Annotated in this window: 13 protein-coding genes and 1 pseudogene; 8 read left to right on the top strand and 6 right to left on the bottom strand. The window is 72.8% G+C overall.

Translation table 11 applies throughout. The features are described from left to right. Positions 1-6 precede the first annotated feature (6 nt). A complete protein-coding gene (locus ABZ842_RS30740; protein WP_361544013.1) occupies positions 7-1,377 on the top strand; it encodes a glutamate-1-semialdehyde 2,1-aminomutase in 1,371 nt (456 codons plus the stop codon). A 7-nt stretch (positions 1,378-1,384) separates the two neighbouring features. Here the strand turns inward: ABZ842_RS30740 and ABZ842_RS30735 are convergent, their stop codons facing one another. Continuing rightward, the gene (locus ABZ842_RS30735) at positions 1,385-2,041 is read right to left on the bottom strand and encodes a phosphatase PAP2 family protein (protein ID WP_361544010.1); all 657 of its coding nucleotides are present in this window, start codon (positions 2,039-2,041) and stop codon (positions 1,385-1,387) included. Between the two features lie 118 nt (positions 2,042-2,159). Here ABZ842_RS30735 and ABZ842_RS30730 point away from each other — a divergent pair, with 118 nt between their 5' ends. Continuing rightward, positions 2,160-2,930 (top strand): methyltransferase domain-containing protein, encoded by a 771-nt coding sequence (locus ABZ842_RS30730; RefSeq protein WP_361544007.1) that lies wholly within the window; start codon positions 2,160-2,162, stop codon positions 2,928-2,930. A gap of 343 nt (positions 2,931-3,273) precedes the next feature. Here the strand turns inward: ABZ842_RS30730 and gdhA are convergent, their stop codons facing one another. Next, positions 3,274-4,632, bottom strand: a complete 1,359-nt coding sequence (gdhA, locus tag ABZ842_RS30725; protein WP_361544004.1) for an NADP-specific glutamate dehydrogenase — start codon at positions 4,630-4,632, stop codon at positions 3,274-3,276. 267 nt (positions 4,633-4,899) lie between these two features. Between gdhA and ABZ842_RS30720 the strand changes: the two genes are divergently transcribed. The 3 genes and pseudogenes from ABZ842_RS30720 to ABZ842_RS30710 all read left to right on the top strand — a co-directional run bounded on the left by ABZ842_RS30720 (position 4,900) and on the right by ABZ842_RS30710 (position 7,628). Beyond that, a complete protein-coding gene (locus tag ABZ842_RS30720) occupies positions 4,900-5,625 on the top strand; it encodes a dienelactone hydrolase family protein (protein WP_361544001.1) in 726 nt (241 codons plus the stop codon). A gap of 63 nt (positions 5,626-5,688) precedes the next feature. Continuing rightward, positions 5,689-6,056 (top strand): annotated as a pseudogene (locus ABZ842_RS30715) (VOC family protein); the annotation flags it as partial. Between the two features lie 162 nt (positions 6,057-6,218). Beyond that, the gene (locus ABZ842_RS30710) at positions 6,219-7,628 is read left to right on the top strand and encodes an NAD(P)/FAD-dependent oxidoreductase (RefSeq protein WP_361543998.1); all 1,410 of its coding nucleotides are present in this window, start codon (positions 6,219-6,221) and stop codon (positions 7,626-7,628) included. A gap of 59 nt (positions 7,629-7,687) precedes the next feature. Here the strand turns inward: ABZ842_RS30710 and ABZ842_RS30705 are convergent, their stop codons facing one another. From ABZ842_RS30705 to ABZ842_RS30695, 3 genes are all read right to left on the bottom strand, one after another. Beyond that, the gene (locus ABZ842_RS30705) at positions 7,688-9,292 is read right to left on the bottom strand and encodes a DEAD/DEAH box helicase (RefSeq protein ID WP_361543995.1); all 1,605 of its coding nucleotides are present in this window, start codon (positions 9,290-9,292) and stop codon (positions 7,688-7,690) included. An 89-nt stretch (positions 9,293-9,381) separates the two neighbouring features. Next, positions 9,382-9,585, bottom strand: a complete 204-nt coding sequence (locus ABZ842_RS30700) for a cold-shock protein (protein ID WP_007502648.1) — start codon at positions 9,583-9,585, stop codon at positions 9,382-9,384. Positions 9,586-9,819: 234 nt separating this feature from the next. Continuing rightward, positions 9,820-10,347 carry a hypothetical protein gene (locus tag ABZ842_RS30695; protein WP_361543992.1) on the bottom strand — a complete coding sequence of 176 codons (528 nt, stop codon included), beginning with the start codon at positions 10,345-10,347 and terminating at the stop codon, positions 9,820-9,822. 159 nt (positions 10,348-10,506) lie between these two features. On the opposite strand from ABZ842_RS30695, the gene ABZ842_RS30690 reads away from it, so the two are divergent. After that, positions 10,507-11,703 carry a damage-control phosphatase ARMT1 family protein gene (locus tag ABZ842_RS30690; protein WP_361544165.1) on the top strand — a complete coding sequence of 399 codons (1,197 nt, stop codon included), beginning with the start codon at positions 10,507-10,509 and terminating at the stop codon, positions 11,701-11,703. A gap of 72 nt (positions 11,704-11,775) precedes the next feature. Here ABZ842_RS30690 and ABZ842_RS30685 read toward each other — a convergent pair whose 3' ends face one another. Next, a complete protein-coding gene (locus ABZ842_RS30685) occupies positions 11,776-12,531 on the bottom strand; it encodes a trypsin-like serine protease (RefSeq protein ID WP_361543989.1) in 756 nt (251 codons plus the stop codon). 300 nt (positions 12,532-12,831) lie between these two features. Between ABZ842_RS30685 and ABZ842_RS30680 the strand changes: the two genes are divergently transcribed. Further along, positions 12,832-14,259, top strand: a complete 1,428-nt coding sequence (locus tag ABZ842_RS30680) for an SWIM zinc finger family protein (protein ID WP_361543986.1) — start codon at positions 12,832-12,834, stop codon at positions 14,257-14,259. Beyond that, positions 14,256-17,030 carry a DUF6493 family protein gene (locus ABZ842_RS30675; protein ID WP_361543983.1) on the top strand — a complete coding sequence of 925 codons (2,775 nt, stop codon included), beginning with the start codon at positions 14,256-14,258 and terminating at the stop codon, positions 17,028-17,030. Before ABZ842_RS30680 ends, ABZ842_RS30675 begins: the two co-directional genes overlap by 4 nt. Positions 17,031-17,065 lie beyond the last annotated feature (35 nt).

The raw sequence follows: 17,065 nt of genomic DNA, 5'->3' as shown, positions 1-17,065 counted from the left end.
GTCACCATGGAAACCGAAGGCACTGAAGGCACCGAAGGCACCGAAGCCACCGCAGGCGCCGCAGAGTTCGCCCTGCCCCGCTCGCGGCAGGCGAACGAGCGACTGCACGCCCTGATCCCCGGGGGCGCGCACACCTACGCCAAGGGCGACGACCAGTACCCGGAGGACCTGGCCCCGGTCATCAGCCACGGCCGCGGCGCCCACGTGTGGGACGTCGACGGCAACGCCTACGTCGAGTACGGCTCCGGCCTGCGCTCGGTCAGCCTGGGCCACGCCCACCCGCGGGTGACCGAGGCAGTGCGGCGGGAGATCGACCGCGGCAGCAACTTCGTGCGGCCCTCCATCGTGGAGGTCGAGGCCGCGGAGCGCTTCCTGGCCACCGTCCCGACCGCCGAGATGGTGAAGTTCGCGAAGAACGGCTCCGACGCCACCACCGCCGCGGTGCGTCTGGCGCGCGCCGTCACCGGACGCCCGAAGGTGGCGATCTGCGCGGACCACCCGTTCTTCTCCACCGACGACTGGTTCATCGCCACCACGCCGATGTCCGCCGGCATCCCGAAGGCGACCGACGAACTCACCGTGGCGTTCCCCTACGGGAACCTGGCCGCCACGGAGGAACTCCTCACCCGGCACCAGGGCGAAGTCGCCTGTCTGATCCTCGAACCCGCCACCCACACCGAACCGGCGCCCGGCTACCTCGCCGGACTGCGCGAGTTGGCCGACCGGCACGGCTGCGTCCTGGTCTTCGACGAGATGATCACCGGCCTGCGCTGGTCCGAGGCGGGCGCGCAGGGCCTGTACGGCGTCGTCCCCGACCTCTCCACGTTCGGCAAGGCGCTGGGCAACGGGTTCGCCGTCGCCGCGCTCGCCGGCCGCCGCGACCTCATGGAGCGGGGCGGGCTGCGGCACCGGGGCGAGCGGGTGTTCCTGCTGTCCACCACGCACGGCGCGGAGACGCACGCGCTGGCCGCGGCGATGGCGGTGCTCACCACGTACGTCGAAGAGGGGATCACCGCCCAACTGCACGCCATCGGGGAGCGGTTGGCCGCCGGCGTCCGGGAGGCCGCGGCCGGCGCGGGCGTCGGCGACCACGTCCTCGTCCGGGGCCGGGCCAGCAACCTGGTCTTCGCCACCCTCGACGAGAGGCGGCAGCCGTCGCAGCAGTACCGCACCCTGTTCCTGCGCCAACTCCTCGCGGGCGGGGTGCTCGCCCCGTCGTTCGTGGTGAGCAGCGCACTCGACGACACCGACGTCGAACGCACCGTCGACGCGGTGGCGCAGGCGTGCGCGGTGTACCGCAAGGCCCTGGACGCCGCCGACCCCACGCCCTGGCTGGGCGGGCGGCCGGTGAAGCCCGTCTTCCGCCGACTTGCGTGACGTAGCGTCAGCCGGGTGCGAACCGGTCGACCAGCCACGCGGTCGCCGGCACCACCGCGAGGGCGGTGCACCAGCCGCCGAGGACGTCGGTCGGGTAGTGCGCCCCCAGGGCGACCTGTGCCCATCCCATGGCGGCGCCGGCCCCCAGCGCGGCGGCCAGCACGAGCCACGTACCGGCCGCCCTGCCGAGGCCGAGCCGACCGGCCGCGAGCAGCGCGACCGCGAGGGCGAAGGCGGTGAGGAAGGCGGTGTGCCCGCTGGGGTAGGACAGGTTGTCGCCGTGGATGGTCCGCCCCACCAGGGGCTTGAGCGACGTCGTCGCCCCCACGGTCGCACCGGTGCCGACCACGACGAGCGCTGCTGCGCGGGGCCGCCGTAGCAGCAGACAGCCCGCCACGGCCGCCCCCACCAGCAAGGCCGCGCCGGCGGGCTCGCCCAGGAAGTCCGTGGCCAAAGCGGCGCGCCGCCACGGTGGCCGCACCCCGTCCACCGTCGGCTGGATCCACCCGTCGACCGCGCCGGGCCCGCCGCGCCCGGCGTACAGGACCCCGATCGCGACGACCGTGAGCGCGGCGACGACCGCGATCGTCCCGAGCGCCGCACGCAGCGACGGGGGCAGCACCGCGGACTCCGGCCTGCCGGTCGCCCGTCCACCGCGTTCCACGACCGCATCCACCTCCAACTCCCGTCGCGCTGGGGCGAATTCGCCGTCCCGCTGCGCGTGCGCGCCCGTGATCCTATGCTGACCCCGACCGTGGAGACGACCTGGGGGGTCAAGCCTGATGAAGGCAGCGGACAGAGGCACGTCAGCACTGAAGTCCGGGGTCAAGCGGCTCCTGGGGCGAGCCGGCTTCGACATCGTGCGCAGCACCAACCACCAAGGCGGCGTCGACGAGTTCATTCCGTTCGAGGCCACCATGCGGGCCGCGAAGGCGGCCGGCCTCTCGATCGGGGACCACATCGACGAGGTCATGAACGGCACCCCCGGCGCCACCCAGCACACCATCGACGAACTACGCGCCCTCGGCGTCTACGAGGCCGACCCGAAAACGGTGCTGGAGATCGGCCCCGGTTCCGGCCGGTACCTGGAGAAGACGCTGAAGGAGTGCGCCCCGGGCCGCTACGAGATCTACGAGACGGCCGCACCCTGGGCGAACTACCTGGTGGAGACCTTCGGCGTGGTCGCCCGCCCGACCGAGGGAAGCAGCCTCGCCCCGACGCCCGACGCCAGCGTCGACCTCGTCCAGGCCCACAAGGTCTTCAACACCGTGACGTTCCTGTGCGCCGCCCGCTACTTCTTCGAGATGGCGCGCGTCACGCGCCCCGGCGGCCGGATCGTCTTCGACGTCATGACGGAGACCTGCCTGGACCCGGCCGCGGTGCGCACCTGGGCGACACAGGGCGGCACGGGCCACGGCTCCTACCCGGCCGCCATGCCCCGCAGCACGTGCGTGGACCTCTTCGCAACCCTCGGCTGCAGCCTCCAGGGCAGCTTCCGGGCCCCACTCGGCGTCGCCACGACGGAGGTGCTGGTCTTCACGAAGGAGACGTGAGCCCTGGGACGTGTCCGCAAAGTCCCGCGCGTGTTCCTGCGTCTCTGGACGTAGCCGCCGTCTTCCTGCGGGAGCGTTGGTGTCTGCGGCCCGGTGGTGGGCTTGTCGCGCAGTTCCGCCCCCTCGGCCCCAGAGGGCCTGGGGGGACCCCCAGGTCGGCCCCAGAGCCTGGGGGGACCCCCAGGTCGGCCCCAGAGGGCCTGGGGGACCCCCAGCGCCCCTGATTCGCTGCCCCCGTCATTTGTCTGCAAGCTGAGGCGGAGGCATTTAGGGGCGCGGGGGCGGAACTGCGCGACAAGCCACAGACGGGCCGCAGACGCCATGACCGCATTACGGACAGGCCCTAGATCACGCCCTGCGCCAGCATCGCGTCGGCGACCCGCTCGAAGCCGGCGATGTTCGCGCCCGTCACGTAGTCCCCGGGGGCGCCGTAGCGCTCGGCGGTCTCGTGGCAGGTGGCGTGGATGTCGCTCATGATGCGCGTCAGTTCGTCCTCGACCCGCTGCGCCGACCACGACGTTCGGGCGTGGTTCTGCGCCATCTCCAACGCACTGACCGCGACGCCGCCCGCGTTCGCCGCCTTGCCGGGGCCGAAGGCGACGCCCGCCTGCTGGAAGAGGTGGACGGCCGCGGGCGTCGTCGGCATGTTCGCGCCCTCGGAGACCGCCTTCACGCCGTTGCGGATCAGCGCCGCCGCGGCGTGCTCGTCCAACTCGTTCTGCGTGGCGGACGGCAGCGCGACGTCGGCGGGGACGTCCCAGACGCGCCCGCCGGGCACGAAGCGGGCCGATGCGCCCCGGCGTTCGGCGTACGCGTCGACGCGACCCCGCTCGACCTCCTTGATCTGCCGGAGCAGCTCCAGGTCGACGCCCTTCTCGTCCACGACGTAACCGGAGGAGTCCGAGCAGGTAACGGGGTTGGCACCGAGGGCGCGCAGCTTCTCGATGGTGTGGATCGCGACGTTGCCGGAGCCCGAGACCACCGCGGTCTGCCCCTGGAGGTCCTCACCGCGCTCCAGCAGCATCGCCGCGGCGAACAGCACGTTGCCGTACCCGGTGGCCTCCGGGCGGATCAGGGAGCCGCCCCAACCCTGGCCCTTGCCGGTGAGGACGCCGGCCTCCCAGCGGTTGGTGATCCGCCGGTACTGGCCGAAGAGGTAGCCGATCTCCCGGCCGCCGACGCCGATGTCACCCGCCGGGACGTCGGTGTGCTCGCCGATGTGCCGGTACAGCTCCGTCATGAAGGACTGACAGAACCGCATGACCTCCGCGTCGCTGCGCCCGTGCGGGTCGAAGTCGCTGCCGCCCTTGCCGCCGCCGATGCCGAGACCGGTCAGCGCGTTCTTGAAGATCTGCTCGAAGCCCAGGAACTTGACGACGCCGAGGTTGACCGAGGGATGGAAGCGCAGACCGCCCTTGTACGGTCCCAGCGCGCTGTTGAACTCCACCCGGAAACCCCGGTTGACCTGCACCCGCCCGCGGTCGTCCTGCCACGGCACCCGGAAGATGACCTGCCGTTCCGGCTCGCACAGCCGCTCGATCAGCCCCGCCTCGGCGTACTCGGGGCGGGCCGCGAGCACCGGCGCCAGGGTCTCCAGGACCTCGTGGGCGGCCTGGTGGAACTCGGGCTGGGCGGGGTTGCGCTGTTCGAGGTCGGCCAGGATGTCGCCGAGGGTGTGCTGCATGTCGGATCGCGTCGTCACGGAAAGCCTTTCTAGCGCGGCTGTCACCGGATCCGGCACGTGTGCGGCGCGCTCGGGCCCGGTCCATCGATGAGCGCTCGGCGCCGTTGCCGCACGCGGGGCAAAGTAAGTGTGACGCCCATGTAAACATCTCGACCAGTACCCGGGTCGCGCCACCCATCATGTGAGACCCGGGCCCACACAGTACGCCCCGCCCCGCCGATCTCACCGTCTGCTGGTGGTGAACAACCGGCCCGACCAGGGGCGGTGGACATTACAGTCCGCCTCATGACGACGATCACCACGCACCCGGTCGAATACTCGGCCGACGGCCTCACGATGGTCGGACACCTCGCGCTCCCCGCCGGTTCCGACCGCCGGCCGGCGGTCCTGATCGGCCCCGAAGGGCTGGGGCTCAGCGACGTCGAACGCCGCCGGGCCGACGCCCTCGCCGAATCGGGGTACGTGGCGCTGGCCTTCGACCTCCATGGCGGGCGCTATCTCGGCGACCCCGACGAGATGCTGGCCCGTTGCCTGCCGCTGCTCGCCGACCCCGACCGGATGCGGGGCATCGGCCTCGCGGCGCTCGACGTGCTGCGCGCCGAACCCCGCGTCGAAGCAGACCGGATCGCCGCCATCGGGTACGGCACCGGGGGAGCGATCGCGGTGGAACTCGGACGCCACGGCGTCGACCTGCGCGCCATCGCAACGGTCAACGGACTTACCGTGGGCCGACCGGGGGAGGCGGACCGCATCCGCTGCCCGGTGTGGGCCGGGGTCGGTTCTGAGGACCCGATCATGCCGCCCGAGCTGCGGGCGGCGTTCAGCGCCGAGATGCAGGCCGCGGGCGTCGACTGGCGCTTCGTGGTCTACGGCGGAGCCCTGCACGCCTTCCACCACCCACCGGTCGACCACACCGTGCTTCCCGGCGTCGGGCACCACGCCCTGCACGCCGAGCGGGCCTGGCGCGACGTCGTGGACCTGCTCACCGAGTGCCTGCCCGTGACGGAGTGAAGCGCCCCGTCCCGTTCGAAACGCAGATGACGCCTCGTACGGACGGGCCCTAGCATCGGCGACATGTCGACGCGACTCGTTCAAATTGCGATGAAGGCCGGGACGACTCCGCGGTCGGCCGGTTCTGGGCGGAGGCGCTCGGCTGGGGCATCGACAGCGAGGAACCCGGCGTGACCAACCTGGAGCCCGAGGACGTGCCCTATCCCCATCCCAGCACGGTCTGCATCGACATCATGCGCACCCCGGAGCCCAAGACCGTCAAGAATCGTGTGCACGTCGACCTCGCCACCACGTCGTTGGCGCACCAGGCCGAGCTGGTCGCGCGGCTGCAGGGGCTCGGCGCGAGGCTCGTGGACGTGGGGCAGGGCGACGTGCCGTGGAGGGTGCTGGCCGATCCGGAGTGCAACGAGTTCTGCGTTCCGACTCCGCGCTGACCCGCGGCTGCGCACTCGGCATTTCGTCACGGGAGCGCGTGCATCGCCGCTCCCGCCGTCCCGCCCGAGCCCGTGGTTGACATCAAGTCGACTTCACGATGAAGGATCCGAACCGGGGTCGACCTCCCGATTCCCGTCCTCGCGGTGAAGGGCTTGACCATGGCAGCAGTCGAAACCACCGAAACCACCGAACACACCGAAACCACTGAACACACCGAACACACCGACTACTCGGAGACCGTCGTCATCGGCGCCGGCCAGCAGGGGTGCGCAGTCGCCGCGTCCTTACAGGAGCTGGGCCGTGAGGCGCTCGTCGTGGAGCGGGGCGAGATCGGTCAGTCCTGGGCGCACGAACGGTGGGACAGCCTGCTCGTGGGCAGCGGCAACCGATCCGTCCGCTTCCCCGGCTGGGAGTACGACGGCGACGACCCGGACGGCCACATGCCGGGCCGTGAACTCGCCGGGCATCTGCGCCAGTACGTGCACGAGCGGAAGCTACGGGTGCTGCGGCACACCCCGGTCCGCGAGGTCGAGTGTCTCCCGGACGCCTCCGAACGCGACGACGTGCGCTTTCGGACCCGTCTGAGCGGCGGGGGGACCATCGAGTCCCGCAACCTCGTGGCCGCGCTGGGCGGATACGCGGCGCCGCGCGTTCCCGGCCTCGCCGCCGACGTCGACCCGTCAGTCACCCAGCTGCACACGCACGACTACCGCAACCCCGAGTCGCTGCCGCCGGGAGCCGTGCTGGTGGTGGGCGCGGGCATCAGCGGGCAGCAGATCGCCGACGAACTGCTGCACGCCGGACGCCGCGTGTTCCTGTCGGTGGGCCGACACCTCGCGTGGCCGTACCACTACCGTGGCCGCAGCCTCCACGAGTGGATGTTCGTCTTCGCCCTGCACGAGGACTTCAACACGGCGATCACCTTCGACTACGCAGGAGCCGGTGCCGACGCGGGTGCCGATGCAGGTGCCGGAACGGGCGAGGGGATCGCGGTGCTGCCGGGCCTGCCGGTGGGAGCGGTGCAGGACGGCCGCGGCGAGCTCAACCTCGGCACCCTGGCCGCACGGGGAGTCGTGCTCGTCGGCTCCGTGCGCGCCGCCGACGGTCGCATGCTGAAGCTCGAAGACAACGTCGTCGCCGTCGCCGAGGCGTCCGCCCGTTCGTACCGGCAGGTCATCGACACCATCGACAGCGGCATACGGCAGCGGGGCTTCCCCGTGCCCGAGCAGCGGCCCGTCCCGGGTGTCGACATGACCTGCATCGCGCCGTTCGCGGAAGCGCTGGACCTCGGACGCCACGGCATCACGACGATCGTGTGGTGCACCGGATTCGGCCCGGACTACCGGATCCTGCCGGCACGACTGCTCGACGGGAACGGGGCGCCCCTCCAGCACAAGGGCGTACTCGGCGCCCTCCCCGGCCTGTACTACGCAGGGCTCCCCGACGGGAACTCGCTGTCCCCGGTCGCCATCTCGGCCTGTGTCACCAACGGGCGGTTCATCGCGCGCCAGATCCACGTCGACCACGTCCTGCGGTCCGGCTCGCAGGCGTCGATCATCGCGTCGTGAAACGCGGGGAGCCGGACCCGGACTCGGTGCCGGGCCCGGCTCTGAGGAGGATCAGCAGCTCAGGCAGTGCGCGGGGGAGTGCCGCCGCGCGAACCCGAGCGGGAAGCCCCACCGCCGGCGGAGGTACGGCGACCACCGCGCCGACGGCCGGAGTCGCGGCCGGCCGTGCCCGCGCCGCCCCCGCCGGCCGAGCGGGGCCTCGGCGTACGGGCGGAACCGCGCCCCTCGGAGGCGGACGGCGCGTCCGTCGCCCCGCTGGCGGCGCCGGCCGGAGCGCCCCCGCCGCGGCGCCGGCGCCCGGAGCGCTTGCCCGGCTCGGTGCCGGCCTTACGGCTCGGGCGGGCCGCCTTCGGCGGCGTGGGCTGGGGGACCTCGATGACGACGGCCACCCCGGACGGCTCGCGCGCACCGGTGATGGCGGCCAGCTCCGGGGCGCTGGAGGTGACGCGGGCCGTACGGGGGCGGATGCCCGCGTCCGACATGAGCCGGTTGACGTCCCGCTTCTGGTCCGGCAGGACGAGGGTGACCACGCTGCCCGAGTCACCGGCCCGGGCGGTGCGCCCGCCCCGGTGCAGATAGTCCTTGTGGTCGGTGGGCGGATCGACGTTCACGACGAGGTCGAGATCGTCCACGTGTATGCCGCGGGCGGCCACGTTCGTCGCCACCAACGCCGTGACCTGGCCGTTCTTGAACTGCTCCAGGGTGCGGTTGCGCTGCGGCTGGGAGCGGCCCCCGTGCAGTGCCGCCGCGCGTACGCCCGCGGCGAGCAGCCGCTTGGCGAGCCGGTCGGCGGACCTCTTGGTGTCCAGGAAGAGGATGACCCGGCCGTCGCGGGCCGCGATGCGCGCGGTGACGGCCTTCTTCTCCGTCTCGTCCGCCACGTGCAGCACGTGGTGCTCCATCGTGGTCACCGCGCCCGCGGACGGGTCCACGGAGTGCACCACGGGGTCGGTCAGGAAGCGCCGCACCAACCGGTCGATGTTGTGGTCCAAGGTGGCGGAGAAGAGCAGCCGCTGCCCGTCCGGCCGCACCTGCTGGACCAGCTTGGTGATCTGCGGGAGGAACCCCATGTCGGTCATCTGGTCGGCTTCGTCCAGCACGGTGATCCGTACGTCACCCAGCGTGCAGTCCCCGCGTTCCACCAGGTCGTTGAGGCGGCCCGGGGTCGCCACCAGGACCTCGACGCCCCGGCGCAGCGCCCCGGCCTGCTTGGTGATCGACAGGCCGCCGACCGCGGTGGTCTGCCGCAGGCCCACGGCCGTCGCGTAGGGGCTCAGGGCGTCCGTCACCTGCTGGGCGAGTTCGCGGGTCGGCACCAGCACGAGGGCGAGGGGCGCCTTGGGCTTCGCGCGGAGCCCGGTCGTACGGGCCAGGAGCGCCAGCCCGAACGCGAGCGTCTTGCCCGAGCCGGTCCGGCCGCGGCCCAGCACGTCACGGCCGGCCAGCGAGTTCGGCAGGGTGGCGGCCTGGATGGGGAAGGGGGTGGTCACGCCCTGTGAGGTGAGCGTGTCCACCAGCTCCGTGGGCATGTCCAGACCGGCGAAATCCGCGACGGCGGGAAGTGCGGGTGTCGAGCCCTCCGGCAGCCGGAATTCCTTCGGCGGCGATGCGGACGGCCGCGGGGACGAGCTACGGCGGGGGGATTTCGGGGGCCTGGGGGACATGCGGTTTTGTCTGCCTTCCTGGAAACAGCGCTCACCGGGGTCCGCACCGCGATGGTGCGGACCCCGGTGAGTCGATGAGCGTCCGGCGATCAGGCGGGGACGATGTTCTCCGCCTGCGGACCCTTCTGGCCCTGCGTGACGTCGAAGGAGACCCGCTGGCCCTCCTGGAGCTCACGGAAGCCCTGCGTCGCGATGTTCGAGTAGTGGGCGAAGACGTCGGGGCCGCCGCCGTCCTGCTCGATGAAGCCGAAGCCCTTTTCAGAGTTGAACCACTTCACGGTTCCCTGTGCCATGACATTCTCCCTTTGTAGGCAGAGGCCCCATCCGGAGATGCCGGAAACAAATAATGCGCCTGTAAGGAGAAAAGCATTCCCGTCAGGCGCACATAAAGTTCATGGGTACCAAAACTGCAACTCGGAAATCTTATCACACCTCGGCTCGATGTCGATCACCAAGGGCATCGGGCCTGCCCGGCCCGCTCGGCGGGAGGGCGGGAAGGGGGCGGGGATCCGTCGCCGCCGGCGGGTTCAGCCGCTCGTCCGGGGTGTGCGCGCGCCGTCCCGGAACGCTTCGAGACCGGCGTCGAAGTCGACTGCCGAGCCCACGAAGAGCGCGCTCTCGTCGGGTGCCACGTAGATCTTGCCACCGCCGCGGACGGCGTGCACCAGGCAGACGCCCAGGTCGTCGGGGAGCACGACGACGTCGAGCACCGGATCGGCCGCGAACTCGGCGAAGCGGGCGCGGCCCACCGCGATCAGCCGACTCTCGTCGGCGGGGACGGTCACCGGCGTCATCGCCTCGATCTTGCCGAAGTTCGGTGTGAACAGGTCGGCGCGGACCGCCCCGGTGCTCTTGTCGATGAAGATCGCGGTGTTGTCGACCCGGCCGTACGCCGCCTGCCCGTCGAGGAAGAACTCCCGCGCACCCCAGGACGGCAGGTAGTCCACGGCGTCCTCGTACCACTCGGGTGCGATGTACAACTCGCCCGCGATCGGCGGCGGGTGCTCGGCGAAGTACGCCACGAGCAGGTTCCTGGCTTCGCTGGGGGTCAGCATGACGGGGAGCGTACCTCCGAGCGCGCCCCGCTCGGCCGCGCCGGCCGTACGCACGTCCTGATGAGGCCCGCGCCCGTCGCGGCCCGGATGTTCGTGCGGTCGGGGGCGAGGTGTGGAGATCATGGGTGGGTGAGCGAGAAGCGAAAGGGCTGGGACACCATGGCCGAGAAGACCCCACACGCCTCGGGCGACGGGGCGGGCGGTGCGCCGGTCGTGTTGGGCAACGAGGCCGGCTCGTTCGCCCGCAGCGTGCTGGCCGAGCGGCATCCCGCCCTGATCGAGCAGGTCCGCGACGCCTTTCCCTACGGCCCCGGGCAGCGCGACGCCCTCGACGCACTGCTGGCGGAGACCGCCGACGGCGTCGTCGAGCCGCTGGATCCCGGGGACCACGACGTCGAGCGCTGGGCGCAGTGGGGGCACGGCCACTTCGGGCGGTCCTGGTACGAAGCGCCGTTCCTCTGGGCCGAGAGCTACTTCTACCGAAGGCTCCTCGGCGCGGTCGGGTACTTCGGCGACGGGGCCTGGCGGGGCGTCGACCCCTTCGCGCCGTTCAAGCAGGCCGAGTTGCGGGGCGAAGCCGTGACCGAGGAGCTACGGGCCCTGGACGCGCTCGTCGACGCGCCGGCCGACGAACGGGGCGCGGCCCTGCTGGGCGCCTCGCTCTGGGGCAACCGCGCCGACCTCGGCTTCCTGGTCTCGGCGGGGGAGCCGGCGTCCGGCGCCGCCACCGCGCTGGTCGCCGACGACAGCGCCCGGCTGTGGCAGCTCCTGCCGGCCGGTGCCGGCGCCACCGTCGCCGTCGTGGCCGACAACGCGGGACGCGAGCTGATCCCCGACCTCGTCCTCGTCGACCACCTCCTGGAACACCGGCGGGCGCAGCGGGTCGTGCTCCACGTCAAGCCCTACCCGTACTACGTCTCCGACGCGACGACGGCGGACGTCGTCGACGCTCTGAGGCGCCTGGGTGGGGCACCCGGCGAAGCCGGTCGGATCGGCGGCCGGCTGTGGCGGGCGATGGCGGCGGGCGTGTTGGAGGTGACCACCCACCCGTTCTTCTGCGCCCCGCTGCCCTACGAGGAGATGCCCGACGACCTGCGCGGGCAGTTCGCGGGCTGCGCCCTCACCCTGGTGAAGGGGGACCTCAACTACCGGCGCCTGGTGGGCGACCGGCTGTGGGACGCGACGACGCCGTTCGCCGACCGCACCGCCCACTTCCCGGGCGCGGTGGCAGCGCTGCGGACGTTGAAGTCCGACGTCGTCGTCGGCCTGGAGCAGGGGACGTTGGACCTGCTCGAAGGGTCCGGTGCCGTCTGGCGCACCAGCGGCACGCACGCGCTGATCCAAGTGCGGCCGTGAGCGTGAGCGGGAGCGGGCCCGGTCCAGGCGCCTGGACCGGGCCCCACCTCGGTGACGATGCGGGGTGTTCGATCAGACGCCGGAGACGGACTGGACCCAGGAGCGGTACGCGGTCACGTTCGTGTACGCCGTCATGGTCTGCCGGTCACTGGTGGAGGCGACGCCGACCTGGATGCCGTTGGCCATCATCGGGCCGCCCGAGTCGCCGCCCGCGGTGATGCCGTCGCCGCGGCGGGCGCAGATCGCCGAGCCGCTGTAGGCGTCGCGGCAGGCGCCGGTCACGACGACGTTGGCCACCTTCAGGTATTGGGACTGGCAGTTGATCTCGGAGCCGCACTGGGACGTGGCGCCCCAGCCGTACACCTGCACCGTCTGGTTCACCGAGACCGAGCCGGGCTGACCGAGGCGGGCGTAGGTCGCCGAGACCGAGCGGTCGAGCTTGACCAGCGACAGGTCGGAGGAGGCGTGGTTGTAGACGCCGGACGCGTTCGCCACGGTGCCGCCGCTGTTCTGGTCGAGGCTGCCGATGCGGAACGACAGGCCGCCGCCGCTGACGCAGTGCTTCGCGGTGAGGATCCAGGTGGGCGCGATGATCGTGGCGCTGCACGTCTGGCGGCCGTTGGAGAACAGCCGGGCCGCCCACGGGGCGTTGCTCGCGTGGCCGCCGCCGATGATCGGCAGGGCCTTGGTGCCTACGGTGCCGCTCGGTGCGCTCTGCGCGGCCGGCACCGGCTCGGGCGCGGCTGACTGGGCCGCGGCGGTGGGGGCCAGGGCGACGACGCAGAGCGCGGCGGTCGCGAGAGCGGGTATGAGTCGGGTGATACGCACGTGGTCTTCTCCATCGTGTGGGGGGGGCGAGCCCTGCTGGGATGCGCAGGAAGGAGCAGGAAAGAGTGGGCGCAACAAGGGTTACTTGTTGCGTCCATGACATGTGGGGCTGCGGAGAATCTGGCAGACGTCACGCCGTCGGCACAAGGGGTCGGCCCGAACGTCCTTCCGCACCGAAGGCCACCGCGCGCCGACGCCGACCGGAGCGCATCCGTCCACAACACCGCGGCACCCCATACGACCTGCGAAGTTTCCTGCGAGTAGGGGCCGTTGTCAGTGGCGGGTCCTACGGTCTGTCCCATGACGCGAACAACGCAGGCGCTCGCCTACGCCCGCTCCTCCGCCCTCATGTCCCGGGCGGACGGCAGCCTCCTCGGTCTGGAGACCTCCGGAGGGCTCACTCCGACGGGAGCCGAAGCCCATCCGACCTTCTTCTCCGGCTTCCTGGCTGCGCCGCAGGCCGCGGCCCGCGCCCTGCTGGCCGTCGCCGACGTGGCCGCCGCGCGCTACACGGACCCGACGCCGCGTCCCCTGCTCGACCCGGTGGTGACGGGCAACGGCGACCGGCTGCGGTTCGAGTCCTTCTCCGGCTGCTGCGGGGTGTACGCCCGGCTCGACGTGCTGCGCGACGGGCTCGACGGGGCGGAGACCGGGCACGGCACCACCAACGTGGACGTGAACAACCCGCTGCGGGAGGCGCTCTCCCGGATGACCGGGGACAGCCCGATGCACCTGCGGGTGGGGCCGGACGAGTTGGCGGTGACCACCGTGGACGGGCCCGTCGTGGAGAAGAAGGTACCGCTGCCGGACCGCTGGCTGCGCGGGTTCGCCGAAGCGCAGGTCGCCACCGCCGGCTTCGACCTCCGCGCGGAGCTGACCGGCCTGGAAGCGGTGCGCTTCCTGCGCACCCTGCCCCGGACCACCGGCCGTGCCTCGCGGAACGCGACCTGGATGGTCCCCTCGGGCCGTACGCTGCGGCCGACCACCCGGCCCACCGCCGGCGCCGTCCGGCTCCCCGGCCCGGAGCGGCTGACTGCGCTGCACCGGGTGCTGCGGCACGCCACCGCCCTGCGGGTGTACTCCCCCGCGGGCACCGGCCATGACCGCACCCCGTCCGCCTGGGAAGTGGAGCTGCCGGGCATGCGGCTGACGCTGACCCTGTCGCCCGACACCGCCCGCGGCTTCTCCGGCGAGGGCGGCGTCCTGGAGGCGCTGTCGACGCAGGAGGCCGCCGGCGACGCCGAGTTGATCTCGGTGCTGCTGGCGTGGGAGCCGACGATCGACCCGACGGAGCTGGCGGAGCGCTCCGGGCTGCCGGTCGGGCGGGTCCGGGCGGCGCTGGTGCGGCTGGGCACCGCGGGCCGGGTGGGGTACGACGTCGCGGACGCGGCCTACTTCCACCGCGAGCTGCCCTACGACGCGCGCCGCACGGAGAAGCACAACCCCCGGCTGGTGAACGCCCGGGAGCTGGTGGCGGCCGGGGCGGTACGGCTCGGCGCGGACACCGAGCCGGCCTCGGTGACCTCGGGGGAGCGGACCTACCGGGTGGGGGAGCGCGCCGGCCGGCTGTGGTGCACCTGCGCCTGGTGGGCGGAGCACCAGGGCGGACGGGGGCCCTGCAAGCACGCGCTGGCCGTACGCATGGTGCGGCGCGGCGCCACCGCGGACGGCGCCGCGTCCACCGGCACCGCCGCGATCGGCAGCGACACGGCGGGAGGCGCCAGATGAACGAGGTCATGGACGCCGTGCGCGGCCACCGGCTCCAGGAGCTGGTGAAGCTGCTCGCCCCGCTGACGGCCGCCGAACGCAAGGAGCTGCTGCACGAGCTCAAGTCCCTGCGCAACGAGCAGCGCAACAGCGACTGGGAGAACTGGGAGGCGTGGAAGAAGCGCGGGAAGGTCAGCATGGCGCTGCTGGTCGCCGGCGCCGCCTGCCACACCGGCGCCGCCGCCGCTGCCGCCTGGATCGGCGCCCGCGACCTGCGGCTGCCCCGCGGCCCGGCCCAGATGCCGGTGCTGCCGCCACTGGTGCAGGTGCTCTCCGAGCGGGATCCGGCCTGGCTCGGGGACCTGGCCCACCGACTGGCGGACCGTGCCTCCACCGGCGAGGAGGACTACGCCCTGATCCGGGAGCTGGTGACCGTCGCCGGCTGCCCCGTGCCCACCAGCGACGGCTACGTCCGCGGCTGGGCCCGCCATCTGACGGAGCGCCGACTGCTGATGCGCGGCATCCTGCAGGAGCCCGAGGTCCCCGTCCTGGTCGGCCGGCTTTTCGAGCTGCCCGAGATCCCGCTGGACGTACTGGACTTCGCCGAGCCCGACAAGCCGCACCACTGGCCGCAGGCGCTGACCCGGCTCGCCGAGTCCGGCGCGATGGCCCGGCCGGAGCTGGCGGACCACTGCGTCGCCCGGCTGCTGCGCGGCGGCAGACCGCAGGACCTGCGGTTCGCCCTCGCCGTGCTGAAGCAGCTCGCCCTCACCCGCGAAGAGGAGGCCGCCCGGATCCCCGACTGGATGGGCATGGCCGCCGACGGCGTCCCCCAGGTCGCCGCCCACGCCCAAGGAGCGCTCGGCCGCCTCGCCCTCGACGGCGAGCTGCCCGACGCCACCTTCGCCGAAGCGTGCGAATCGGTGTTCTTCCGGCCCGAGAAGAAGCTCGTGCGCGACCAGCTCATCCTGCTGGGCAAGGTGCTGACGGCCCGGGCGCGCGCCAAGGACCGGGACGCGGTTAGCACCCTGCTGCGCTCGGTCGGCGGCGCGTTCGGCCACGCGGACGCCGCAGCGCAGGAGCGGGCGTTGAAGCTGGTGGCCCGTCATCTGCCCGCCGTCGACGACGAGACCCGTCAGTCGCTGGCCGAATCCGCGCTGCTCCTCGGCACGCTCCACCGCCGGACCGCGGCGGAGCTGCTGGGCACCCCGCTCGCCGAGGAGTCCACGGCGTACGAGGCGGAGACGCTGCCCGCCGTCCCCGACCGCCGCCGCACCCAGGAACCCGCCCCCTCGGTGCCCGAGCTGGTCTCCGAGCTGGTGGCGACCGTCGCCGCACAGTCGACCGCCGTCGCCTTCGAGCGGGTCCTGGACGGACTGGTCCGGTTGGCCCACCGGGACCGGCAGCCGCTCGTCGACGCGGTGCGCGAAGCCTTCGGGGACGAGTGGTGGTTCAGCAACCCGGGCCGCGGCAACCCCCTCCCGTACGGGGTGACGGGGCTGCGGGAAGTGCTGGCGGCGGGAGTCGGCACCATCCCGCTGGAGACGGTCCGCAAGGCCCACGCCAAGAACACCGCGTCCGACGTCTGCCCCATCAACGGCATGGGCGCGATCCTGCGGGGACGGCTCGCCGAGGTGGCCTGGCGGCTGCGCACCGACCCGCTGCCGCTGCTGCTCGCCACCCCGACCTGGGAGACCGGCGCGCTCGACGCCGCCGTGCTGGTGGAGCGGTTGCGGGAGTACCAGCGGCTCGGGATCGCACCGGCGCCCATGGACTTCGCTCAGGCGCTGCTGCGCGTCGCACCGGGCAGCGGCGGACCGGCCGCGAAGGACGCCGCGCTGCTCGGCACGGACGAGGGCGACCGGCTCGCGACCTGGCTGGAGGACACCTGGCCCGAGCTGGTGGCGCTCCGCTGGCCCGAAGGCGTCCCCGCAGGCGCGAAGGCACCGCGGGAGCCGGCCTGGCCGGACGGGCAGCCCGTGCCGTCGAGTCTGCTGGAGCAGACCGCGCGCGGTGCCCGCGCCCTCGCGGACCGCACCCGCGACCTGCTGAAGGCCCGCCGGCTGCTGCCCTCGCACGCGCGCTGGTTGAGCCGGCCGGTCGACACCGGCCATCAGCACACCTACCGCTGCCCCGACGGGCAGCACGACTTCACCCAACTGACACCGGGCTGGGTGGCGACCCTGCCGCACCACCGCGACGCGGTCGCCGCATGGGTGCTCGCCCTGCTGGACCACCTGTGCACCCGGGGCGCCGGGCGCTGGGAGTGGCGCGGACTGATGGGCTCCCTGCCGCTGCTCGCCGAAGGCGAGGGCGACGGCGTGGCGGGCCCGCCGCTGCACCGAGCGGTGGCGACCGGCCTGGGCGCGCCCGACCCGCAGGTGCGGCTGGCCGCCGTCGACACCCTGCTGACGCTCGCCGCGCGCCGCCAGCTCGACCCGGCGCTGTTGGGCCGGCTCGTCGGCGAACAGGTCGTCGAAGGCAAGCTCAAGCCCAATCGGCTTGCGGACGCCGCCCGTACGGCCGCGGCCACCGGCGCGCACGAGACGACCTGGGGTGTCCTGGCGGCGGCACTGCCGGCGTTGCTCCCGGTCCGGCCGCCCGTGCGTGCCATCGGGGAGCTGCTGGAAGTGGCGGCCGACTGCGCGGAACGCTGCGCACCCCCTGCGAGGGAGGAGGGCACGGCGGCCCTGTCCGCCGCGCTCGCCGAGGTGACGGCCCAGGGCGGCTCGTCGGCCCGTGTCACCCAGGCAACCCGCCTCCTGACGGCGGTACGCCACCTCCCCGACTGACGTTTGCGGTTTCGAAAGAAGCGCCCTAGCGCAGT

The organism is Streptomyces sp. NPDC047315 (assembly GCF_040643215.1).
Classification (GTDB): Bacteria; Actinomycetota; Actinomycetes; order Streptomycetales; family Streptomycetaceae; genus Streptomyces.
This window is presented reverse-complemented; position numbering and strand designations above follow the sequence as displayed.

What these genes read in the sequence shown, in the direction of transcription:
- ABZ842_RS30740 (WP_361544013.1), top strand. Translation starts at nt 7, where the DNA reads ATGGAAACCGAAGGCACTGAAGGCACCGAAGGCACCGAAGCCACCGCA.
- ABZ842_RS30730 (WP_361544007.1), top strand. Translation starts at nt 2,160, where the DNA reads ATGAAGGCAGCGGACAGAGGCACGTCAGCACTGAAGTCCGGGGTCAAG.
- ABZ842_RS30720 (WP_361544001.1), top strand. Translation starts at nt 4,900, where the DNA reads ATGACGACGATCACCACGCACCCGGTCGAATACTCGGCCGACGGCCTC.
- ABZ842_RS30710 (WP_361543998.1), top strand. Translation starts at nt 6,219, where the DNA reads ATGGCAGCAGTCGAAACCACCGAAACCACCGAACACACCGAAACCACT.
- ABZ842_RS30705 (WP_361543995.1), bottom strand. Translation starts at nt 9,292, where the DNA reads ATGTCCCCCAGGCCCCCGAAATCCCCCCGCCGTAGCTCGTCCCCGCGG.
- ABZ842_RS30700 (WP_007502648.1), bottom strand. Translation starts at nt 9,585, where the DNA reads ATGGCACAGGGAACCGTGAAGTGGTTCAACTCTGAAAAGGGCTTCGGC.
- ABZ842_RS30695 (WP_361543992.1), bottom strand. Translation starts at nt 10,347, where the DNA reads ATGCTGACCCCCAGCGAAGCCAGGAACCTGCTCGTGGCGTACTTCGCC.
- ABZ842_RS30690 (WP_361544165.1), top strand. Translation starts at nt 10,507, where the DNA reads ATGGCCGAGAAGACCCCACACGCCTCGGGCGACGGGGCGGGCGGTGCG.
- ABZ842_RS30680 (WP_361543986.1), top strand. Translation starts at nt 12,832, where the DNA reads ATGACGCGAACAACGCAGGCGCTCGCCTACGCCCGCTCCTCCGCCCTC.
- ABZ842_RS30675 (WP_361543983.1), top strand. Translation starts at nt 14,256, where the DNA reads ATGAACGAGGTCATGGACGCCGTGCGCGGCCACCGGCTCCAGGAGCTG.